A 20021-nucleotide genomic window follows, 5' to 3' on the forward strand; every position below is an offset into this window, starting at 1 on the left:
ATTAGGAATTTTTGTCGTTCTGACGCAGGAACTCAAGCAGGGCTCTGGCGTCTGTCTCGTTGATGTTCTGGTTGGTCATTTGGGTTAAGTGCTCAGCCAGCAGTTTCTTGGCAGTAGGGTCCTTCTTGGTCATCTCCTCCGGGTTGATGATCATGTTCATTACCCACTCCGGCTTGCGCTTCTCTGTTACTCCCAGCAAGCCCGGGCCAACAATTTTCTGGTCAGTGAGCTGGTGGCAGGCAGAACACTTGCCTTCGAAAATGGATTTGCCCTGAGAGGCCAGTGCCTCGTCTACTTCCGCTCCTACTTCAACTGATGTGATAGGTCCGATACCTTTTCCGTCATCCTCTACTGGGGCGGCAGGCGCCTGATGGGCCAGGCCTGATTCCTGAGTTGCTTCAGTAGTGGCGGTGTTGTCAGAAGAGCAGCTGTAGAATACCAGCGCAGCAAGAAAAAGTAAAGCAGCGGATTTGATGGATTTCATCATGGTTGTTTTTTGTTTTTTGGATTTCATGGTTTTTACTGTTTTGCACTGTGAGAGTCAGATCCTGCTTTGGGTGTTTCGTGTTTCAAGTGCTGACCTCTCGTTACTGGGTACTTTTTGGCATTCATTTACATTACAAAGGTATTTCTGATGTGCTTTTTAATAAAAGACCTTTATCTCTTTTAATAGTGACCTTCGTCATCTTTTTCGCTTTTGCCTTTGAAATATACACGCGGAGCTGTAAATCTTTTTAAGACTGACACTCAAGTTGCCTGGGCTTTGGAGGGAAGCGGGGAAACGGTCAGCAGAAACGCGCCCTCTTCCAGCGCCTCGACGCTGTGTCGCACATGCGCCTGCAGCGTCAGCATTTGTCCTTTCGCCAGCTCCACCGACTCCGCTTCAGTGTTGAATCGGATCCGGCCTTCGATTACCTGCACACTGATGGGCCCCGGCGCCTGGTGCGGTTTTATTTCAGATCCCGCCTTCATCACGTTCAGCAGGATGCGCAGTGTTTCGGACTTGAGGATCGTCCTGGACCCTCGCCCGATCTTTTCCCAGTTCTCTTCCTCCTTCAGCACAAGCGCCAGGGCGGTAAGGTCTGTGGTGAGTAAAGCCCTGTCACTCCCGCTGCCCTGAGAGCTGCCGGATTGGGGTGCCTTGTCTGCTTCTTCTTTCATGTGGCTCTGTATTATTAAGAGTGGGTCAGGTATAGCTGCTTTCGGTAGCCTTAACCTTGCACAAAGGTATCCCCGGCCTGTCTTTTAATAGAAGACCTTTGTCTCTTTTATTAATGACCTATGTCATTTTTCTCCTTGCCACCCAGTAAGACCTTTGCAGCAGTTCAAAAACAAATGAATTGAGAATACCATGAAACGGCTTGCTATTATATTGTGTGTGCTGTGTGTGCTGGTGCAGCCCCTGAGCAAGCAGGGCATTATGATGGTATACCAACTCAACAGGGATTACATCGCCAGCGAGCTTTGCGAGAACAGGTTTATACCTGGCTCTGACTGCCAGGGCAAGTGCCATCTCCGCAAAGAGCTCAAAAAAGACACGGAGCGAAAAAAGGAGGCGCCACGCCAGCAACGCACAGTCGACATGGTGGTATATAAGGCAGAAATGCTTCATTTGGCCCTTGCCATACCTCAGGAAGAGGAAAACGAACGCTGCCTATACCTGGCCGGTGTTTATGCCTCTCCGGATTTTTCCATCTTCCATCCCCCAAGCTTCATGGCTTAACTCCTGACACCGGCGCCTCTTCGGTGCCACCCTTTTTATTTAACATTTCAAGAGAACCAAGTCATGAAAAAGATATTCCTGATCATCATTGCCCTTTTATCGATCAACATCAGCAGCCGAGCCTGCGACAAAGGCTGCACCATGGGCGGCAGTTACATGGGCATTCTGCCTCAATTCCATAAAAACTTTGTGGGACTGCGCTATACCACACGCTCCTACACCACTACCGCCACGCACGGCCACCACGTGCAGGTAACTGAGGAACATTTTGCCACCGCCGAGTTGTGGGGCCGCTTCGTACCGGTCAAAAATGTGCAGGTCTTCGCCTTTGTACCTTACATGCTCAACGAGCAGGCAGGTGGTCACCATACCATCACCAGCAGAGGCTTCGGGGATGTGACCTTGATGGCCAACTACTCGATCATCAACACCGGCGACAGAATGGACCGTAACCTGAAGCACACCCTGCAGGTGGGTGGCGGCGTGAAACTGGCTACAGGCGCCTACCGCAACCAGGAAAATGGTGAGCAGCTGGCTCCCAACATGCAGCCCGGCACCGGCACCACTGACTACCTCGTGAACGGTATGTATACCATCCGCTACAAGCAACTGGGCCTGAGCAACGACGCTACCTACCGCTTCAACAACGAGAACAGCAATGGTTATCGCTTTGGCGATCGCGTCAGCGCTGCTTCCAACCTGTTTTACTGGCAAAATGTGAAGGGCATCTCGCTGCTGCCGAGCGCGGGTGTGTACTACGAGCATGCCGAGGGTGACCAATACGAAGGGGCTCCCAACCTGCAGAAAGGCGGCGACTCTTTCTTCACTAACCTGGGCCTGAGCGTGTATGTGAAAAACATCGCGGTAGGCGGCACCCTGCAACTGCCTGTAAGCAGTACCGAGGCGCACCACCACACCGAAGGCAAGCGTCGCAGCATGATCAACCTTACTTACATGTTCTAAAAGACCATGGCAGGAATCCCGGCTATAATTCTCAACTCTAATTCAATATAAACCACTCAAATTTTTACCCTTTATGAAATACAGAAACCTATGGCTGGGGTTCATTGCCGTGATAGTCGGCTCCTTCGCCGTTCTCGGATACTACGGTATCGAGATTTACAGAGAAGCACCACCTATACCTGCCAAAGTGGTCACCACTTCCGGAAAAGTCCTGTTTACAGGAGATGACATCAAAGACGGACAAAACGTGTGGCAGTCGACGGGCGGCCAGCAGCTGGGCTCAGTTTGGGGCCACGGCGCCTACATCGCCCCTGACTGGAGTGCCGACTGGCTGCACAAAGAAGCTATGTACTTCCTCGACTACTGGGCACAGCAGGAAAAGGGCGTGCTCTATGACGACCTGGACGAAGAGACAAAGGCCATGCTGGAGGCCCGTCTGCAGAAGCAGATCCGTGCTAACACTTATGATCCGGAGACAGGTATACTGACCGTGTCGGATCTGCGTGCCGAGGCGATTGCAGAAGTGGGCAAGCACTACACCGGTCTGTTCATGAACGACCCGGCATTGGCGAAGCACCGCGATGCCTACGCCATGAAGGACAATACCGTGGAAGACCCGGTGCGAATGGAAAAGCTCAACACCTTCTTCTTCTGGACATCCTGGGCCTGCGTGACGGAACGTCCGGGCAAAAAGATCACCTATACCAACAACTGGCCCGCCGAGAAACTGGTGGCCAACGAGCCTAGCTCCGATCTTATCATCTGGACCGGTTTCTCGGTGATCATCCTGATCGCGGGTGTGGGGATGCTGGCCTATTATTATGCGTCTAACCGCGAAGAGGAGATCGACCACTCGAAACTGCCGAAGCAGGATCCATTGCTTGGCCTGACGGCCACGCCTTCTATGAAAGCGACGCTGAAGTATTTCTGGATTGTGACTGCGCTGATTCTCGTGCAGGTGACACTTGGGGTTGTCTCGGCGCACTACGGCGTGGAAGGTCAGGCTTTGTATGGCTTCCCGCTGGCTGAGTATCTCCCTTACTCCATTACCCGTACCTGGCACGTGCAGCTGGCCATCTTCTGGATCGCGACTTCCTGGCTGGCTACTGGTCTGTACATCGCGCCTGCCGTGTCGGGTCATGAGCCGAAATTCCAGAAACTGGGTGTGAACTTCCTGTTCGTCTGCTTGCTGATCATTGTGGCGGGTTCACTGGCTGGTCAATGGTACGGCATCATGCAGAAACTAGGCTATGCGGAGAACTTCTGGTTCGGTCACCAGGGCTATGAGTATGTGGACCTGGGCCGCTTCTGGCAGATTTTCCTGCTAGTGGGTCTGTTCCTGTGGCTGGGCCTGATGGTGCGTGCCATCCTGCCTGCCTTCCGCAACGACGTAGAGGGACGCCACCTGCTGGGTATGTTCCTGATCTCCTCGGCTGCCATTGCCATCTTCTACGCTTCTGGCCTGATGTGGGGACAGCATACGAACCTGGCCATTGCCGAGTACTGGCGCTGGTGGGTGGTGCACCTGTGGGTTGAGGGCTTCTTCGAAGTGTTCGCCACCGTGGTGATTGCCTTCCTGTTCGTGCGCATGGGACTGCTCGACACCAAAATCGCTACCACTACCGTACTGTTCTCGACCATCATCTTCCTGTTCGGCGGCATCCTGGGCACCTTTCACCACCTTTACTTCAGTGGCACACCGACTGCTGTAATGGCTTTGGGTGCAACCTTTAGTGCGCTCGAAGTGGTGCCACTGGTACTGATCGGTTTCGAGGCCTACCACAACCTGCAGATCAGTAAGCTCACGCTCTGGATCAGAGCTTATAAGTGGCCGATCTACTCTTTCGTGGCAGTGGCCTTCTGGAACCTGGTAGGTGCCGGTGTGTTCGGTTTCGTAATCAACCCGCCGATTGCGCTCTATTATATGCAGGGCCTCAACACCACACCGGTGCACGCCCACACGGCCCTTTTCGGGGTATACGGCATGCTAGGAATCGGCCTGATGCTGTTCGTACTCAAAGGGCTGTCTAAGCGCCGCCGCTGGAAAAACGGGGTGATCAGCTTCGCTTTCTGGTCCATCAACATCGGCCTTGCCCTGATGGTGCTCATCAGCGTACTGCCGATCGGTTTGATGCAGACCTGGGCGAGTGTGGAGCACGGCCTGTGGTACGCCCGCTCCATGGAATTCATGCAGACCGACACGATGAACGTCCTGCGCTGGCTGCGAGTGATCGGTGATACGATCTTTGCGGGTGGTGTGCTGGCCCTGGCCTGGTTCATCATCGGCCTCAAGACCGGCTGGTCTTTGGAAGAGGACGAGGATGTGACACCGCTGATCGAAGAGGAGGCTCCGGCAAAACAGGTGCGTTCTTAAGCTATACCTAAAAGCAACGCTCCCAAACAAAGCTCATTATACCTAAACCCTTTCCTTGCAAGCCCTTCTGCCTTTGGTGGGAGGGCTTGTTTTTTTTGTCACCTATACCTGTGGCTTCATGGGAAGCACGAGGATCTATGCAGGAATAGCCTATACCGTAGGTCCCGTTTATGCGTAAGGTATAGGCAGGTTTAGCTAGAAGGTGGTGACACGTAATGGCCTTTGGGGATTTACAGATCCTGAGGTAAACTCTTGGGCATGGATGTCGGGCAAATGGGATCAACAGGTTAGAACCCGTCCGAATCATTCCCAATCATTTATTCAACAACAAAACCAAAAACCATGGGCATCAAGAAAATAGTCGATAAAGTAAAAGAGGAAATTAACGTGCTGAAGGGCGACGAATCCAAAGACAAGCGATACCAGAACGAACAGGACTACCCGGATGTGGCCAGTGCGCGAGCGGCTTTTGAGGAGTCAAAGAGAAAACTGTTTAATGTGAATTTGTGGTCAAAACTGGAGGGCATCAATTCCACCTTTGAGCTGTACGATGACCGAGGGTGCAAGACGACGGCGGAGATACCGGAGATTGGTTATTATGTAAAGATCACGCTGCCGGCCTCCAATGTAGAAAACTGGGTGAATGTATCCAGTATCCGTCAGGAGGACAACCTGGCGGAGTTTACGGTACACCCCAGCGAAAAACCCAATCCACCAGCCGAGGAGGAGGCAGTTACCAAGCACTTTTTCACCAAAGAAGCCAGCAGTACCTTTCGGGTGGAACTACAGGGCACAAAACTCATTGCCTCCGAGATTGGCGAGAATGAATACATCAACAATCAGGGCGAAGAATCCGGTAACCGCTCCGTGCTGAACACCCTGATCGCGGAAGGTGGCTGGGCCGGTTTCCAGGGACTACAGTGGGACAAACTCACCAGCTACCTGGTGCATCAGGTGGAGACCAAAAGCGAATAAGACAAGCGTATACCTGAACCAGCAAACATGCGGTATGAAGATTCTGAGCCTGCTGCTCTTCCTGACCTTGCTCACCATCCTGACCTTTTATCTGGGGAGGGCAGAGCGAAGAAAATCACGCAGAAAACAGCCGCCAAAGCCCTAGTCTATACCTGAAGGGCAGCTACAAAGGTATGTGCCATACCTACATTTCCCTTATATTTGGTGACTAAACCAAACTGATCTGAATGAAACGCTTCCTCTTTCTGGCCCTTTCCTGCGGTCTTTTGCTGCAAGGCAGTGCCTTCGCCCAAAAGCTGGCGCTTGACAAACCGGTTGAAAAATCGCTTAAAAAAGTAAAGCCCAATGATATAAAAGCCCACATCCAATACCTGGCTGATGATCGTCTGCTGGGTCGCAAACCCGGCACGGAAGGCTACCAGATGGCCGTGGACTATGTGGTGGAGCACTACCAGAAAGCAGGTATAGAGCCTGGCGGTGAGAACGGCACCTACCTGCAGCTGGTGCGCCTGCGCCAGTCGTTTCCAGGCAAAGAGGCCAGCATGACGCTGGCCGACTCAATGGGTGCTGAAATACAATTGACCTACAACAAAGACTTCTCGGTATACCCGCATGCTGAGGAACCGGAGGTGCGTGTAGAAGCCCCGCTCGTGTTCGCAGGCTACGGCATCAGCGCCCCTGACCTGGGCTACGATGACTACGCAGGTATAGACGTGACCGGCAAAATCGTGGTGGTGATGCGCGGCGCTCCTGCCAGCTTCCCTTCCACGGTGTCGGCCTACAGCCGCGACATGATGACGGTGCTGAAGATCGCGGCCGAAAAAGGTGCCGTGGGTGTGATCGTGGCGACAGACAACCCCAAAGCGGGCGTTGCCAACCTCGAGCGCGGTACTTACAGCGTCATGGACCCGAACGGAAAAGTGGCCGTGTCGCGCAACTACGTGTCGGACAAGATCCGTGTGCTGGCCAACATCAACGCTGCCACGTTTGAACAGCTGCTGAAAGGAACAGGTATAGAAATGGCCAAACTAGGCGAGCAACTGAAGCAGGGCAAGCCTGCTTCTACCCCACTCGCCCATACCCTGCGCACGAGCTATACCTCCAACTACAACGATTTTGAAAGCCACAACGTGATCGGCAAGATCACCGGCTCTGACCCACAGCTGAAGAACGAATATGTGGTGCACAGCGCTCACCTCGACCACGTAGGTATAGGTCGCCCCGTAAACGGTGACTCCATCTACAACGGTGCGCACGACAACGCCTCGGGGGTGGCCAGTGTGCTTGAGATCGGCAAGGTATACTCCAGACTGAAAGAGAAACCGAAACGCTCCGTGCTGCTTGTGATGGTAACTGCTGAGGAAATGGGCTTGCTGGGTTCTGCCTACTTTGCCCGCTACCCAACGGTGCCGAAAGAGCAGATCGTGGCCAACATCAACACCGACATGCCGACCATCATCGCACCGCTTCTGTCGGTGGTGGGTCTGGGCGCCAACCACTCAACACTGGAGAATGAGGTGGCCAATGCCGCGCGCCATCTGGGCATGACGGTAGAGGAAGATCCGGAGCCGGAGCAGATGCGCTTTATCCGAAGCGACCAGTACAGCTTCGTGATGCAGGGTATACCTGCCCTGCACATCAAGTATGGCAACAAAACCAAAGACGGACAGAACAACCTGAACAAGCAGGTGGAGCAGTGGCGCAAGGTGCACTACCACCTGCCACAAGACGAGGTGACGAGCACCTTCGACTTCGACGCCGGCAAAAAATACGTCCAGCTGAATTTCCTGATCAGCTACCAGGTGGCGAATGCAGCCGAGCGACCAAGCTGGAAGAAGGGCGATTTCTTCGGAAGCCGCTTTGGACGCCAATAATGGACTGGACTTCTTGACAAAGGACAATTAGACAATTGATTTTCGTTTTTAAATAAAAAAGACGCTGCGCTAGGGATAGCACAGCGTCTTTTTTATTTTCAGACAAGACCAACCGAACGGATATTTTTCAATTCTGCTTATAAGAATCAGATAGCCGTCATGCACTAGTTAAAGGTCATTTGTCCTTTGTCAAAAATTCCTTTTTCAAATGGATCAATACATCTGCTCGTAATACTGATGGGCCATGCGGTCTGAGTCGAAGAAAGGCATCACATCGCGCATGCTCTGCTTCACGACATTCATCCACTTGACCCGGTCCTTGTAGTAAGTCGGAATGACCTCTTTCTCCAAAATGTTCATCAGGTTTTTGTGGTCAATCTCGTCCTGCATTGAGTCGGGCAAGTTAGTGTCAACCACGGGTAGTACATAGCTGTTCTCGCCGTGTCGGGCAAACTCCGGCAGCCAGCCGTCCAGCACCGACAGGTTCACGGCGCCGTTCATGGCAGCCGTCATGCCGCTGGTACCGGATGCTTCGCGCGGACGGCGCGGCGTGTTCAGCCAAATGTCGGCTCCTTGTTTCAATTTGCGGGACAAGCCAATTTCGTAGCCCGTGAGCACAGCAAAATTTTTGCGCTGGTGCGACAAGTGTACCAGGCTGTTGAACACACTCACAGCACCCTCGTCAAACGGATAGGGTTTACCGGCCCAGATGACCTGCACAGGCTGCGACTTGTTCGAGATCATCTCAAAAAAGCGCTCGATATCATGCACCAGCAAGTCAGCCCGCTTGTAGGCGGCAAAGCGACGCGCCCACACCACAGTCAGCACATCTTTCCGAAAGAGTTTGCCGGTCTGGTCAGCCACAATTTCGAACAGGTCCTGTTTCATATCAGCCTTTCGCTGCACCAGGGCCTGGGTATCGTCGCGCTCCAGGGCCTGCCGCATGGTGTTGTCCATCCAGAAGCGGGCGTTCTGGGCATTGGTGATGGCCTTGATCTCGCACACGCCTTCGTTTTCGTACCACATGTCGCGCGCCACCTGGCCATGCAGTTGCGATACGCCATTGGCGATCCTGGCGATCCGTAAAGCAGCCAGTGTGTAGTCAAAGAAGTTGCCGTGCATGCCGGTCATGCGGCGTGCCTCTTCCAGGGAGGTATTGTTGAAAAAGGACATTTTGTTGAGCAGGTGGATGTCGTGCACCTCGTTGCCGGCTTTTTCCGGGGTGTGGGTCGTAAACACAACGCGCTTTCGCACCTCCTCCGCGTTGCCGAATTTCTCGTGCAGGTAAAAAGCCAGTGGCAGGGCATGCCCCTCATTCATGTGGTACAAGTCAGCCCCACCCAGTTCCTCTACTACCTTGGCACCGGCTATACCCAGCACAATGCTCTGCGCAATACGGGTAGAAGGCTCCCTGTCATAGAGATGGAAGGTAATGGTGCGCGCCAGGTGATCATTCTCCTCGATGTTGGTGGTCAGGAAATACATGGGCACCGTGCCAAACACTTCGGGGCGCAGCACCAAGGCTTTTACTTTTACGGGGTGGCCGTTCACGTTCACGGTCACCATAATGCCGGAGTCTTCCAGGTAGGTATAGTACTTCTTCTGAAACTGCACCCGCATGGTCTGGTCATCGTTGCGGGTCTGGTCGTAGTAGCCGTATTTCCAGAGTATACCAATGCCGATCATGTTCTGGCGCAGGTCGTGCGCACTGCGCATGTGGGAACCGGCCAGGAAACCCAAACCCCCGGAATAGGTCTTAAGCGCCTGGTGAATGCCGAACTCCATGCTGAAATAGGCCACGCGCTTCTGATACTTCTCGTTGATCTCGTAAGGATGATACCACTTGTTGTATACTGTCATAATTAAATGCTACTTGTTTATTTTTGTTCAGAGGCTTGCTGTGGCACTCGCCCCTAGCCTCCGCTATGTACTAAAATGAAAGCAGTGAACAGCGTAATACCTCAGAATTTGAAAATATCACCCATTCTACTGCTTGTGTGCCGTTTTCGGCAATTGTCGCTGGGATGCAGCCTCAACAAAGGCGTCGCAAACGGACTCGTGCCCGAAAAAGCTTAAGTACAATATACTTATAACACGGCCAAAGTGATACAGTTTATTTCTAATGAGCTAAATCTACCTCACAAAAAAGGCCCTCCCAATCAGGAGAGCCTTTTTCAGGTTGATTTGCTGGTGTTTTATTTTGCCAACAGCATTTTATTGGAGAATACCTTCTGTCCTGCCTCTACCTTGTAGATGTAGGTACCGGCTGGCAGATTGTCTCCTCTGAAGTCGACCTGGTGCTCTCCGGCGGTTTTGTTTTCTGATACAAGCGTGCGCACTTTCTTGCCCAGTATGTCAAACACCTCCACCAGCACCGGACCGTCCTGCTCGACGGCGTAGCGGATGGTGGTCACCTCTGTGAATGGATTCGGGTAGCTTACCAGTTTGCCTTCTGCTGATATGGCCAGGTTGGAAGTGCCTTCTGCCGCCAATGGCTGTGCTCCGCTGTTCCACAAGCTGTGTGTGCGTGTCACGATCACGGCAAAGTCAGCGCGCGTTACGTCCTGCAGCGGCTTGAAGCTGGCATGCAGCACCGGCTCCAGATCATAAGGACCTTGTGTGGCGGTGAAGAAGGCATTGATCATGTTCAACTCCAGCGCCACGCTCACATAACCTTCCAGACCGGCAGGTATAGCGGCGGCGTCTTCTATCGGATAGCTCTTGCCATTGTAGGCTACGGTTGGTGTTTTGCCGTTGCGCTCCAGCGCATAGGCTTGTAGGCCCAGAGCTTGCACCAGCGAGTAAGCCACTTCCGCGCGGTTCACTTTGCCGTTCGGGTTGAACTTGCCCGGAGCGGCTGCCAGCATGATACCGCTCTGCTGGAGTTTCTGATCCCGCAGGGCAGCACCCATCGCGGTTACCGACTCTGCGATCAGGTTGCGTTCTTTTACGTCAGTCAAGGTATAGGAGCCGTTTACAGGCAGGTGCTGGCGTATGCCTTCGCCCATCATCAGGTAGTCTGCCATGTCGATGCGCTTCAGCAATTCGTCTGGCTTGTAGCTGCCTCCACTCAGGCCGTCGGCCAGTCGGGCGCTCACAGCCAGGATGATGGAGGCTTCAGCCGGGTGACCGGCTATATCGCTCAACCCGGAAGTGCCGGCTGCTGTCATCATGTTCACAGTACCGCTGATCTGCTCCGGGAATGCTGCTCCGTTCAGACCGGAGATACGTACCGTCCAGGTACCCGCCTCAGGAGAGGCCACTGCCACGCCACGGTCATAGCTCAGCGCAAAAAGCACCGGTATGCCCGAACGTGTTTCAGCGCCGGATGGGGAGATCAACGCCAGGTTCACAGGGTTGCCCGTTTCACCCAACAGCCCGGTTGTCTTGATCTTGGCTTCAATGGCCGTGGTGCCCTCTGCCACCTGGAAGGTATAGTCGTTGGTGGCAGTGGTCGCAGGGTTATAGTCTATCGTGAAGTTCTCTGTGATGTTATTTGCATTCACACTGCTGCGGAAGGTGCGGCTCATGTTCAGCGTCGAGCCATACGGAGCGGTTGCGCGATAAGCTCTGTCCACAGCAGCGTAGGCGTTTACATAGCCGGCACCCACTTCCCATTTCTCACGGTTCGGAATGTTGGTTGCGGTTTGCTGCAGAATTTCCTTTACCTGGTAAGGCGTCAGAGTAGGATTAGCTTCCAGCAGCAGGGCCACTATACCTGCCACATGCGGTGCGGCCATGGAAGTACCGCTCATGTGGGTGTAGTAAGGCACATGCGCCGGGTCCAGTTCCGTGGCATCCTTATCAATAGAAAGCGAAGACACCGGTGCAATGACACGGGCAGCCACAATGTCCACACCCGGAGAGGTCACCGTCGGACGGTCTTCCCAGGTATAGGCCTTGCCATCGAGTGTGAAAGAGCCTCCCTTGTTTCGGATGCCGCGCGAAGAGAAGTCTGCCAAGCGGCCGGACTTGTCGCCAGCTGCCACGGCGATAACCCAGGGCGCTTTTTTGTACTGCCCCGTGATGGTGCCGGACCCCGGACCGGAGTTACCCGCTGAGAATACCACGACAATGTTGCGGTCCACGCAGCGCTTGGTGGCCAGCGTGATCGGGTCGGCGGGGTTCACGTCGGTGCCTGTGTCGCTGGTGGTGCCGAACGAGTTGGTGATGACGCGGATGTTGTAACGGGCCTGGTTGGTAATGGCATAGTCAAAACCGGAGAGCACGTCGAGCAGTAGCAGGGCCGCGCCGGAGCCGTAGCCGATCAGATCGACGCCTGGTGCCACTCCTTCATACAAGCCTTGCGAGGCCTGCCCGGTGCCGCCCACTATACCTGCCACGTGCGTGCCATGGCCACCCGTAGCATCGGTGTTCGGCACGTTTTCCAGGATCAGGTAGGGCAACAGCGAGGATACCGCATTGAGGTTGGTGGCCGCCGTGACGTTCTGCTTCAGGTTGCGCCCAAACTGCAGGTCAGGGTGGGTACCGTCCACGCCACTGTCGTTCACCACAACGCCAACCCCCTTGCCGGTGAGTGGCATTCCGCCGTTACGGCTCATAAAGATTGGCTCGGTGCGCAGTTTGTCTACCCCGGTCAGGGCAGTAGCGGAGTTATTCTCATACTGAAGTGATTCGTTCAGGTATAGCGAGAGCACACGGGGACTTTTGGCGAGGAGCTCTACCTGCAAACCGGTGGCCAGCACACCCGCTATGGGAAGGGATTTGAGCGTGAGGCCTTTAGTGATACCGGCTTGTGTGAGAGCGGAAAGGTCGAGCAAAGTGGGGGCACTTTCGCCTTTGAATGTTACTACTACCTGCACCAACCTGGTCTTGTCGGTGATGGCAGCCCGGAGCTTGTTATCCAGGTAAGCCTGTGCAAAAACGTTGCTGATTGCCAGGAGGCTTAATGCAACTACTGCGAAGAGTTTTCTCATAAAAACAGGGATTAGTTAAACGTGTTACATAAGGTGTTTTAAGGTAAAAAACTGCCTTGGCCTAAAAGGAAGGCAGTAGGGCGGAGAAAAAATTGGTTAATAAAGGCGTCGTTGTAAAAAGTATAGTACGACACATCATCACAAAATAATTACATTAAAAAAACAAGGTATAGCATATAAAAGGGATAAAATCAATAAAACACGATCATTTACTCGATGTTATACCTTTAAATAGTTATAATCAGAATTATGTTACAACATAGGACAGAGAGCAGTTTTGAACTTTCGGCTAAGGGGATACGGAGACTTTATCTTTTGTTGATGCGGTCTATACTGGACTGCATAATTGACTCAGCATTGCTTTGGAGGTGAAGGAAATTGAAAGTGGCCAGGTACCTTTCGTATAGCAGCGCAGTAGGGACGGGTTGATTGATTGTAGGAGAATAAAAGGGAGCAGGCCTCCAACTGCCATTTTGTGAGACGGGGGAATACCGACGGATAGCCCGTGTTGAGAGGGCGCAACAAGGCGCAGTGCAGCATGACATGCCCGAAAGTTTGCAGAAAGACGGGCTCGCGCGGCTGCTGTCCTGTTGGTGTTGCTTTAGAGAGAACTGATCAACTCCCCTTACTCGAATAGCATGCCCATCTTGCCCATCTGGTAGTCGCGCATGGCCTGCATCACTTCGGTTTGGGTGTTCATCACAAAGGGCCCGTGCATGGCCAGCGGTTCATCGAGCGGCTTTCCTGATAGCAGGAGCAGACGCGTGTCCTGGCGGGCGGTGATCGTGCAGGCTTCGCCATCTCTGTTCAGGAGGGCCAGGTGCAGGCCGTCAAGCAGTCCATAGCCTTCCAGTGCTACCTGGCCATCGAGCAGGTATAGCATGGCGTTGTGATCGGCAGGTATAGGTATGGAGCACTGTCCACCCGGCTGCAGCGTGAGACGCAGCACCATCACAGGGCTCGGCGAGTTGACGGGGCCTCTTGTGCTTTTGTATTCTCCTGCCACCACCGCAAGCTGTACGCGCCCTTCGTCTTCAGAGATGGTAGGGGTATCTTCGGCTTGCAGGGCGAAATAAGCAGGCAGCTCCATTTTAAGAGCTCCCGGCGTGTTCACCCACAGTTGCACAATCTCTTGCACGCCCCCCTGCTCCTGCATTTCACGGGGAGGGCGCTCGCTGTGCACGATGCCCCGCCCGGCATTCATCCACTGGGTACCGCCGGCCCACACCACACTGTCGTTGCCGCGGGAGTCGCGGTGGTGCACGCCTCCCTGGTACACCAATGTGACCGGCGAAAAGCCACGGTGCGGATGCGGGTCCACCCCAAGCTTATAGGGATAATCTGACTGCTGGACGGTGGTGGTAAGATGGTGCAACAGCAGAAAAGGGTCGTGCTGCTCTACCTGGCGGGTGGGCAGTGGCTGCCGCAGCGGCAGGCCGCCCATGTCTGTTTCTTCAGCAAAAAGGAGTCGTGCGACGGTTCGGTTCTGTTGCATGGCGTTCCGGGGCAATGGTTTCATTTCAGCATACGAAATTACCAAAGCCACGGAACTTTGCCATACCCAAAAGGTGAGATGCGAAACGTCATGCCTGCCGGCAAATGCGCCGGGAGAAGCAGTGCTTATGCTACATCAGAAAGTTTATGCTACCTCAGGAAATCAGTCCGCGCTGCAGGGCGTATTTGATGAGCGCCGCTGTATTTCGGGCTTTGGTTTTGTCGAGCAGGTTCTGCCGGTGGGTTTCGACAGTGCGCTTGCTGGTAAACAGCTTATCGGCAATCTCGGCATTGGTAAAGCCCTCCCCGATCAGGGAGAGCACCTCCAGTTCGCGCTTGGAGAGCTCGCGGTGCTCTTCCTCATTTCCGTTTGATGAGGGCAGTTCGATGGGCAGCTGCTTTATTTTGCGGAGCAGCTCCAGCGTCACTTCCGGACTGATGTAGCGGCAACCATGCGCTATGAGTTGCAGGGCACAATGCAATTCGTCTTTACCCGCATTTTTCAAAATATAGCCTGACGCGCCAAGCTCCATCATCCGTTGCACGTATTTTTCGTGACTCAGCATCGAGAGCACCACCACTTTCAACTCCGGGTAGCGGTTGAAGATCTGGGTTGCCGTATCAAAACCGTCCATTCCTGGCATACTGAGGTCCATCAGGACAATATCAGCTTCTACCCCAGGCAATATATCCAACAATTCGCTACCACTGGCAGCTTCACCAACCACACGCACAGCACCATGGTCTTGCAGCAAAGCTTTCAAGCCATCACGCACTATTTTGTGGTCATCCGTGATTATAAGGTTTATCATGGTTCAAGTTTGAATCAAAGGTCACGAGTGACCTCTTCGTCCAGCAGTTTCAAGGTCATGAAAAGTAGAAAAAAGCCGGACATGCTATAAAGAAGATCGAATAAAGGGCAATCGGTCTAAAGATGATTCAACCAGACTGCCCCTATTGCCAGCAATTTTCAACATAAATAACTGAATGTACAATCACAAAAGCCCCGCATTACATTTAAAACTGATGCATTAGTAAAAAATAAGTATTTCGTGCAGAATCGTATACGTATTTACTACGATTATAATCGGAATTAAACAGCATGAGGACACAGACTGGTAGGTATAGCATTGAAAGGAAGATTTTTCTTTTAACTTTGAAAGCGGTGGCCCCTGCAGCAAGACAGCCTGCGTTGCATTTTTGCGTATGAGAGGCAATAACACAAACTGATCGCTTTTTTGCGGGATATAACCCAAAAAACTGCGACTGATCACGAGAACAAAACAACGATAGATGAAAACTTTTAGCGTTACGACAGATACGATTGGCAAGGGGGCATTGCTTCGGTTCAAGGGAGAGCTTGACGCCAGTTCGTCTGTATACGCCGACAACGCACTGGAAGAGGCAATTGCTGCCTCGTCAGTCTTTGTTTTGATCGAATGCGGTGAGCTGACCTACATTTCTTCGGCCGGTCTTGGTGTGCTGCTGGCTGCCTTTCAGGCCTGCAAGCTAAAGGAGATGGACCTGGTGATGGTGAACATGCAGCCCAAGATCCGCAACGTGTTTGAGATCCTGGGCCTCGACCGCCTGATCAAGTCGGCGGAAACCGTGGAAGATGCCAGACAGATGATTGCCAAATAAAAAGGGACCGCTGCATGCAGTCCCTTTTTTTATTCCAACATAGAGTCTCTTAACGGTCCCAGTCACTGCCGAAGCTTTGGTCTGGCTGTCCCCGGCGCGACTGCTCCCGGCGGGAGTAATCATAGTCAGAGCCACTGTAGCCGCCTGTGCTGCCCATGGAGCTGCTTCTGCCCTGTGTGCCCGGTGCCGAGCTGCCGCCCACGTCACGCTGCGAGCCGCTGCCAGCCCTGTAGCCCGCGGTGCCGGTGTCGCCGTAAGGTCCGCCGCTCCAGGGTCCCGCTCCGCTTCCGAAGTAGCCACCTCCCATAGAGCCGGAGCCGCCACTCCCGTAGTCGGAGCCGCGCGGAAAGCCCATGGAGCTTCTGCCGTAGCCTGCTGAAGAATCCCCGTAGCCGGCAGTGCTGCCGTAGTCGCGCTGTGAGCTGCCATAGTTTGTGTGTCCGGAAGCACCGTACTCACTCCCGCTGGAGCCGGCTCCATAATGAGAGCCACTGCCACCATAACCACTGCCCTGCGAACTACCACCATAGCCACTTCTACCCCGGGACTGGCCACGTTGCTCTGGAGAGCTTCCGTAATCAGACATACGGCCGCTGTAGCCGCTGCTCCATCCTTGCCCGGAGCGGGAAGTTTCCCCGTAGTTACTGCCCTCTGAGCGCTGTGGACTATACCTGCCCAAATGCGATTCCCCGTAGCGGTTGCCCTGCTCCCGGCTTTCCCAGGTACCTGAACCGTAAGGCGATGAGCGGTATCCTCCGCGGTCATGCTCTCCCGAATAAGGGTAATGGGCAGTGCTGCTGTGGCGGTAAGTGTCCTCATCACCGGTCATCCGCTCCCATGCATTGCTGATTTTATCACCTACCCGGTCAAAGAATCCCCTCTCCTGATCGTCTTGAGAGCGGTAGCTTTCCCTTCTATAGTCATCCTGATGATCTCTTGCCATAGCTTTCTCATTAATACAATTATAGAACTTATTGAATATATAATTAGACAAAATATGCACTTATTAAACGGTTTAGTTGGGATGGGGTTTGTTAAATTAACGGGTCCTTCCCAGCTGTTCACTGAAAAGGCGTACAAATACGGAAGGCAAACCGGTACTAAACACTTGCTGGGTTGCTCTAACTGTTCAAACTACTCATTTTCAGGAAAATCATACCTCATTTGCCTCCCCGACGTTCTCCCAAAGCCTGGCTAATCCGTACAAAACTTATGCACAGCCCTCACGGCCCGCAACCAGTTTTATGCGGGCTCTAACCTGAAGCATGAAAGCAAATGAAAATACTTGAACTGAGGATCATGCGTGGGCCTAATTACTGGTCCATCAAGCATCCTAAAATAATCGTCCTGAAGCTCGATCTGGAGAACCTGCAGGATGTTCTCACCAATGAAGTGCCACAGTTTCCGGAGCGGTTAGAAAAGCTTTTCCCGGGTATGTATGAGCATCGCTCATCCAAAGGAACGCCCGGTGGCTTTTTCAGACTTGTGCGCGAGGGCACCACCTTTAGCAAGGTGGTGCAGCACATAGCGCTCGAGCTGCAAACGCTGGCGGGTATGAACAGTGGCTATGGCAGGCGCTACGCCGGCCCCGCACCTGGTGTGGACTTCGTGGTCTTTTCCTATCAGCAGGAACGAGCCGGCGAGTACGCGGCCCATGCCGCGGTACGCATCGCCGAGCTCATGGCCAAAGGCAAGAAGCCCAGCATTGTGCAGGACATCGCCAAGCTGCACCAGATCCGGGAGGACGAGTACTTTGGCCCCAGCACCGAGGCCATTATAATAGAGGCCGTCAACAGAGGCATACCCTATATCAACAACCACCGAAGCGGACTTATTCAGCTGGGGTACGGCATCCATCAAAAACACATACAGGCTGCCATGACTTCCCGCACCTCTTATTTTGCGGTGGAGAATGCCGGCAACAAAAACGCCACCAAGTTGATCCTGGACGATGCAGGTATACCAGTTCCACTCGGCAGCATTGTGCAGGATGCCGATGACCTGGAGACCGCAATAGAGGAGCTGGGCTATCCTGTGGTAGTCAAGCCGCTGGACGGCAACCAGGGCAAGGGCGCCACCATCAATATCCATACCTGGAAAGAAGCGCTGCGGGCGCTGGCCGAAGCGCAGCGCTTCAGTAAAAAAGTGATGGTGGAGCAGTTCATCACCGGCGACGACTACCGCCTGCTGGTCATCAACGGCAAGTTCACGGCCGCTGCTAAACGCACACCCGCCATGGTCACCGGCAACGGCATCTCGACCATACAGCAACTGGTGAAGGAGGTGAACAAGGACCCGAGACGAGGTATAGGCCATGAAAAGGCGCTCACGCACATCAAAATCGACAGGCACACCCGCAGCCTGCTCAAAGACAAAGGCCTGACGCTGCAATCGGTGTTGCCTGCCGGCGAGGTGCTTTACCTGAAAAGCACGGCTAACCTGAGCACAGGCGGCACTGCCACCGACGTGACGGACCTGGTGCATGCTTACAATGTGCTTATGGCCGAGCGCATCGCCGGCATCATCGGGCTGGACGTGTGCGGTATTGATGTGATGACGACCGATATCGCCATCCCGCTGCCCGAGACAAGGGGTTCTGTGATTGAGGTGAACGCTGCCCCCGGCCTGCGCATGCACATCTCCCCGACCGAGGGCCTGCCGCGCAACGTGGCGGAGCCGATCATCAGCATGCTCTTCCCGCATGGCAACCCGACCCGCATACCCATTGTGGCCGTTACGGGCACCAATGGCAAAACGACCACCACCCGCCTGGTGGCGCACATGCTCAAGTTCAAAGGCTACCAGGTCGGGTATACCACCACAGACGGCATCTATATACAGGACAAAAAAATCATCAAAGGCGATACTACTGGGTCTTACAGCAGCGAGTTTGTGCTCAAAGACCCCACCGTGAACTACGCCGTGCTGGAGTGTGCCCGGGGCGGCATGCTGCGTTCCGGCCTGGCTTTCCGGCAGTGCGACATCGGCATCGTCACCAACGTGTCGGCCGACCACCTGGGGCTGGGAGACATCAACACGGTAGAGGAAATGGCTGAGGTGAAGGCGGTGATCCCGCGCACGGTATGCCCCGACGGGTATGCGGTGCTCAATGCGGACGATGACCTGGTCTTCGAAATGGCGACCGGCCTTTCCTGCAAGGTTGCCTTCTTCAGCCTGGACGAAAACAACCCGCGCATTCTGCAGCACATCAGCAAAGGCGGTTTGGCCGCCGTGCTCGAAAACGGGTATATCTCCATCTTCAAGAACACTTACAAGATACGAGTCGACCGTGTTGCCGACATCCCGCTGACCTTCGGGGGACGTGCCCGCTTCAACATTCAGAACGTGCTGGCCGCCACGCTGGCAGGGTATATCAACCACTTTGAGATTGCCGAGATCAGAACTGCCTTGCGCACCTTTATACCTTCCGCCGAGACCACGCCGGGCCGCATGAACCTTTTCAAGCTGCCCCGCTACGAAGTGCTCATCGACTATGCCCACAACATCGCCAGCATGGAGGCCATCGCCGATTTTATTGACAATGTGCAGGCAAGCTACAAGATCGGGATCATAGCGGGCGTGGGCGACCGGATGGAGGAGGACACCATTGAAATCGGGCGTATTGCGGCTGAAACCTTCGACGAGATCATCATCCGGCAGGACAAGGACCTGCGCGGCAAACCCGGACACGAGATCAACAGCCTCCTCAAGCAGGGCATCGGGTCTGCAAAGCCGAATATGAAAGTAACCGAGATCAACCAGGAAAGTCGTGCTTTGGCCCACGCCCTGGAGTACGCGCCGGAAGGTGCCTTCATCGCCCTGTTCTCGGAAGACATTCCGGAGTCAGTGAAAATGGTGGAGAGTTTCCGCATCATTGAACACCGCCACATCTCCTCACTCGAGCAGGATTCATTTTAAGTAAGATTTTCTACTCCAGCGGCTGCCTCTAAAACCAGATGTCGGCCGCTGAACGATTGAACTATGCCCTGAAAAACCAGGGGCAGATTGCCTCGTAATTACCAGAGGCCCTATTAAGGGGA

14 protein-coding genes are annotated in these 20021 nt (G+C 53.9%); 7 read left to right on the forward strand and 7 right to left on the reverse strand.

Annotated features, from left to right (window positions below):
- Window position 1: 1 nt before the first annotated feature.
- Both IEV97_RS08470 and IEV97_RS08475 read right to left on the reverse strand, forming a co-directional pair.
- Complete coding sequence (locus tag IEV97_RS08470) at window positions 2-514, reverse strand: c-type cytochrome (RefSeq protein WP_188501094.1); 513 nt, start codon at window positions 512-514, stop codon at window positions 2-4.
- 233 nt (window positions 515-747) lie between these two features.
- Window positions 748-1161 (reverse strand): cupin domain-containing protein, encoded by a 414-nt coding sequence (locus IEV97_RS08475; RefSeq protein WP_229733865.1) that lies wholly within the window; start codon window positions 1159-1161, stop codon window positions 748-750.
- A gap of 190 nt (window positions 1162-1351) precedes the next feature.
- Here IEV97_RS08475 and IEV97_RS08480 point away from each other — a divergent pair, with 190 nt between their 5' ends.
- The 5 genes from IEV97_RS08480 (at window position 1352) to IEV97_RS08500 (ending at window position 7909) form a co-directional block, all read left to right on the forward strand.
- Window positions 1352-1723 carry a hypothetical protein gene (locus IEV97_RS08480; protein WP_229733866.1) on the forward strand — a complete coding sequence of 124 codons (372 nt, stop codon included), beginning with the start codon at window positions 1352-1354 and terminating at the stop codon, window positions 1721-1723.
- A gap of 63 nt (window positions 1724-1786) precedes the next feature.
- Window positions 1787-2686 carry a hypothetical protein gene (locus IEV97_RS08485; RefSeq protein WP_188501095.1) on the forward strand — a complete coding sequence of 300 codons (900 nt, stop codon included), beginning with the start codon at window positions 1787-1789 and terminating at the stop codon, window positions 2684-2686.
- 73 nt (window positions 2687-2759) lie between these two features.
- A complete protein-coding gene (locus IEV97_RS08490; RefSeq protein WP_188501096.1) occupies window positions 2760-5060 on the forward strand; it encodes a nitric-oxide reductase large subunit in 2301 nt (766 codons plus the stop codon).
- Window positions 5061-5402: 342 nt separating this feature from the next.
- Window positions 5403-6035 (forward strand): hypothetical protein, encoded by a 633-nt coding sequence (locus IEV97_RS08495; RefSeq protein WP_188501097.1) that lies wholly within the window; start codon window positions 5403-5405, stop codon window positions 6033-6035.
- Window positions 6036-6262: 227 nt separating this feature from the next.
- Window positions 6263-7909, forward strand: a complete 1647-nt coding sequence (locus tag IEV97_RS08500; protein ID WP_188501098.1) for a M28 family metallopeptidase — start codon at window positions 6263-6265, stop codon at window positions 7907-7909.
- A 213-nt stretch (window positions 7910-8122) separates the two neighbouring features.
- Here the strand turns inward: IEV97_RS08500 and glgP are convergent, their stop codons facing one another.
- From glgP to IEV97_RS08520, 4 genes are all read right to left on the reverse strand, one after another.
- Window positions 8123-9769: an alpha-glucan family phosphorylase gene (gene glgP, locus IEV97_RS08505; RefSeq protein ID WP_188501099.1), complete on the reverse strand. Its 1647-nt coding sequence runs from the start codon at window positions 9767-9769 to the stop codon at window positions 8123-8125.
- A gap of 335 nt (window positions 9770-10104) precedes the next feature.
- Window positions 10105-12846, reverse strand: a complete 2742-nt coding sequence (locus IEV97_RS08510; protein WP_188501100.1) for a S8/S53 family peptidase — start codon at window positions 12844-12846, stop codon at window positions 10105-10107.
- A 625-nt stretch (window positions 12847-13471) separates the two neighbouring features.
- Window positions 13472-14341, reverse strand: coding sequence for a pirin family protein (locus IEV97_RS08515; protein ID WP_188501101.1), 870 nt, complete (start codon window positions 14339-14341; stop codon window positions 13472-13474).
- Between the two features lie 154 nt (window positions 14342-14495).
- Window positions 14496-15152, reverse strand: coding sequence for a response regulator (locus IEV97_RS08520; protein WP_188501102.1), 657 nt, complete (start codon window positions 15150-15152; stop codon window positions 14496-14498).
- 481 nt (window positions 15153-15633) lie between these two features.
- Between IEV97_RS08520 and IEV97_RS08525 the strand changes: the two genes are divergently transcribed.
- Window positions 15634-15981: an STAS domain-containing protein gene (locus IEV97_RS08525; protein ID WP_188501103.1), complete on the forward strand. Its 348-nt coding sequence runs from the start codon at window positions 15634-15636 to the stop codon at window positions 15979-15981.
- Window positions 15982-16030: 49 nt separating this feature from the next.
- Here the strand turns inward: IEV97_RS08525 and IEV97_RS08530 are convergent, their stop codons facing one another.
- Complete coding sequence (locus IEV97_RS08530; protein ID WP_188501104.1) at window positions 16031-16924, reverse strand: hypothetical protein; 894 nt, start codon at window positions 16922-16924, stop codon at window positions 16031-16033.
- Between the two features lie 332 nt (window positions 16925-17256).
- Between IEV97_RS08530 and cphA the strand changes: the two genes are divergently transcribed.
- On the forward strand, window positions 17257-19899 hold the full coding sequence (gene cphA, locus IEV97_RS08535) for a cyanophycin synthetase (RefSeq protein WP_188501105.1): 2643 nt from the start codon (window positions 17257-17259) through the stop codon (window positions 19897-19899).
- Window positions 19900-20021: the final 122 nt, after the last annotated feature.

The sequence above is a fragment of the Pontibacter amylolyticus genome (genome assembly GCF_014638845.1).
GTDB classification, from domain to species: Bacteria; Bacteroidota; Bacteroidia; order Cytophagales; family Hymenobacteraceae; genus Pontibacter; species Pontibacter amylolyticus.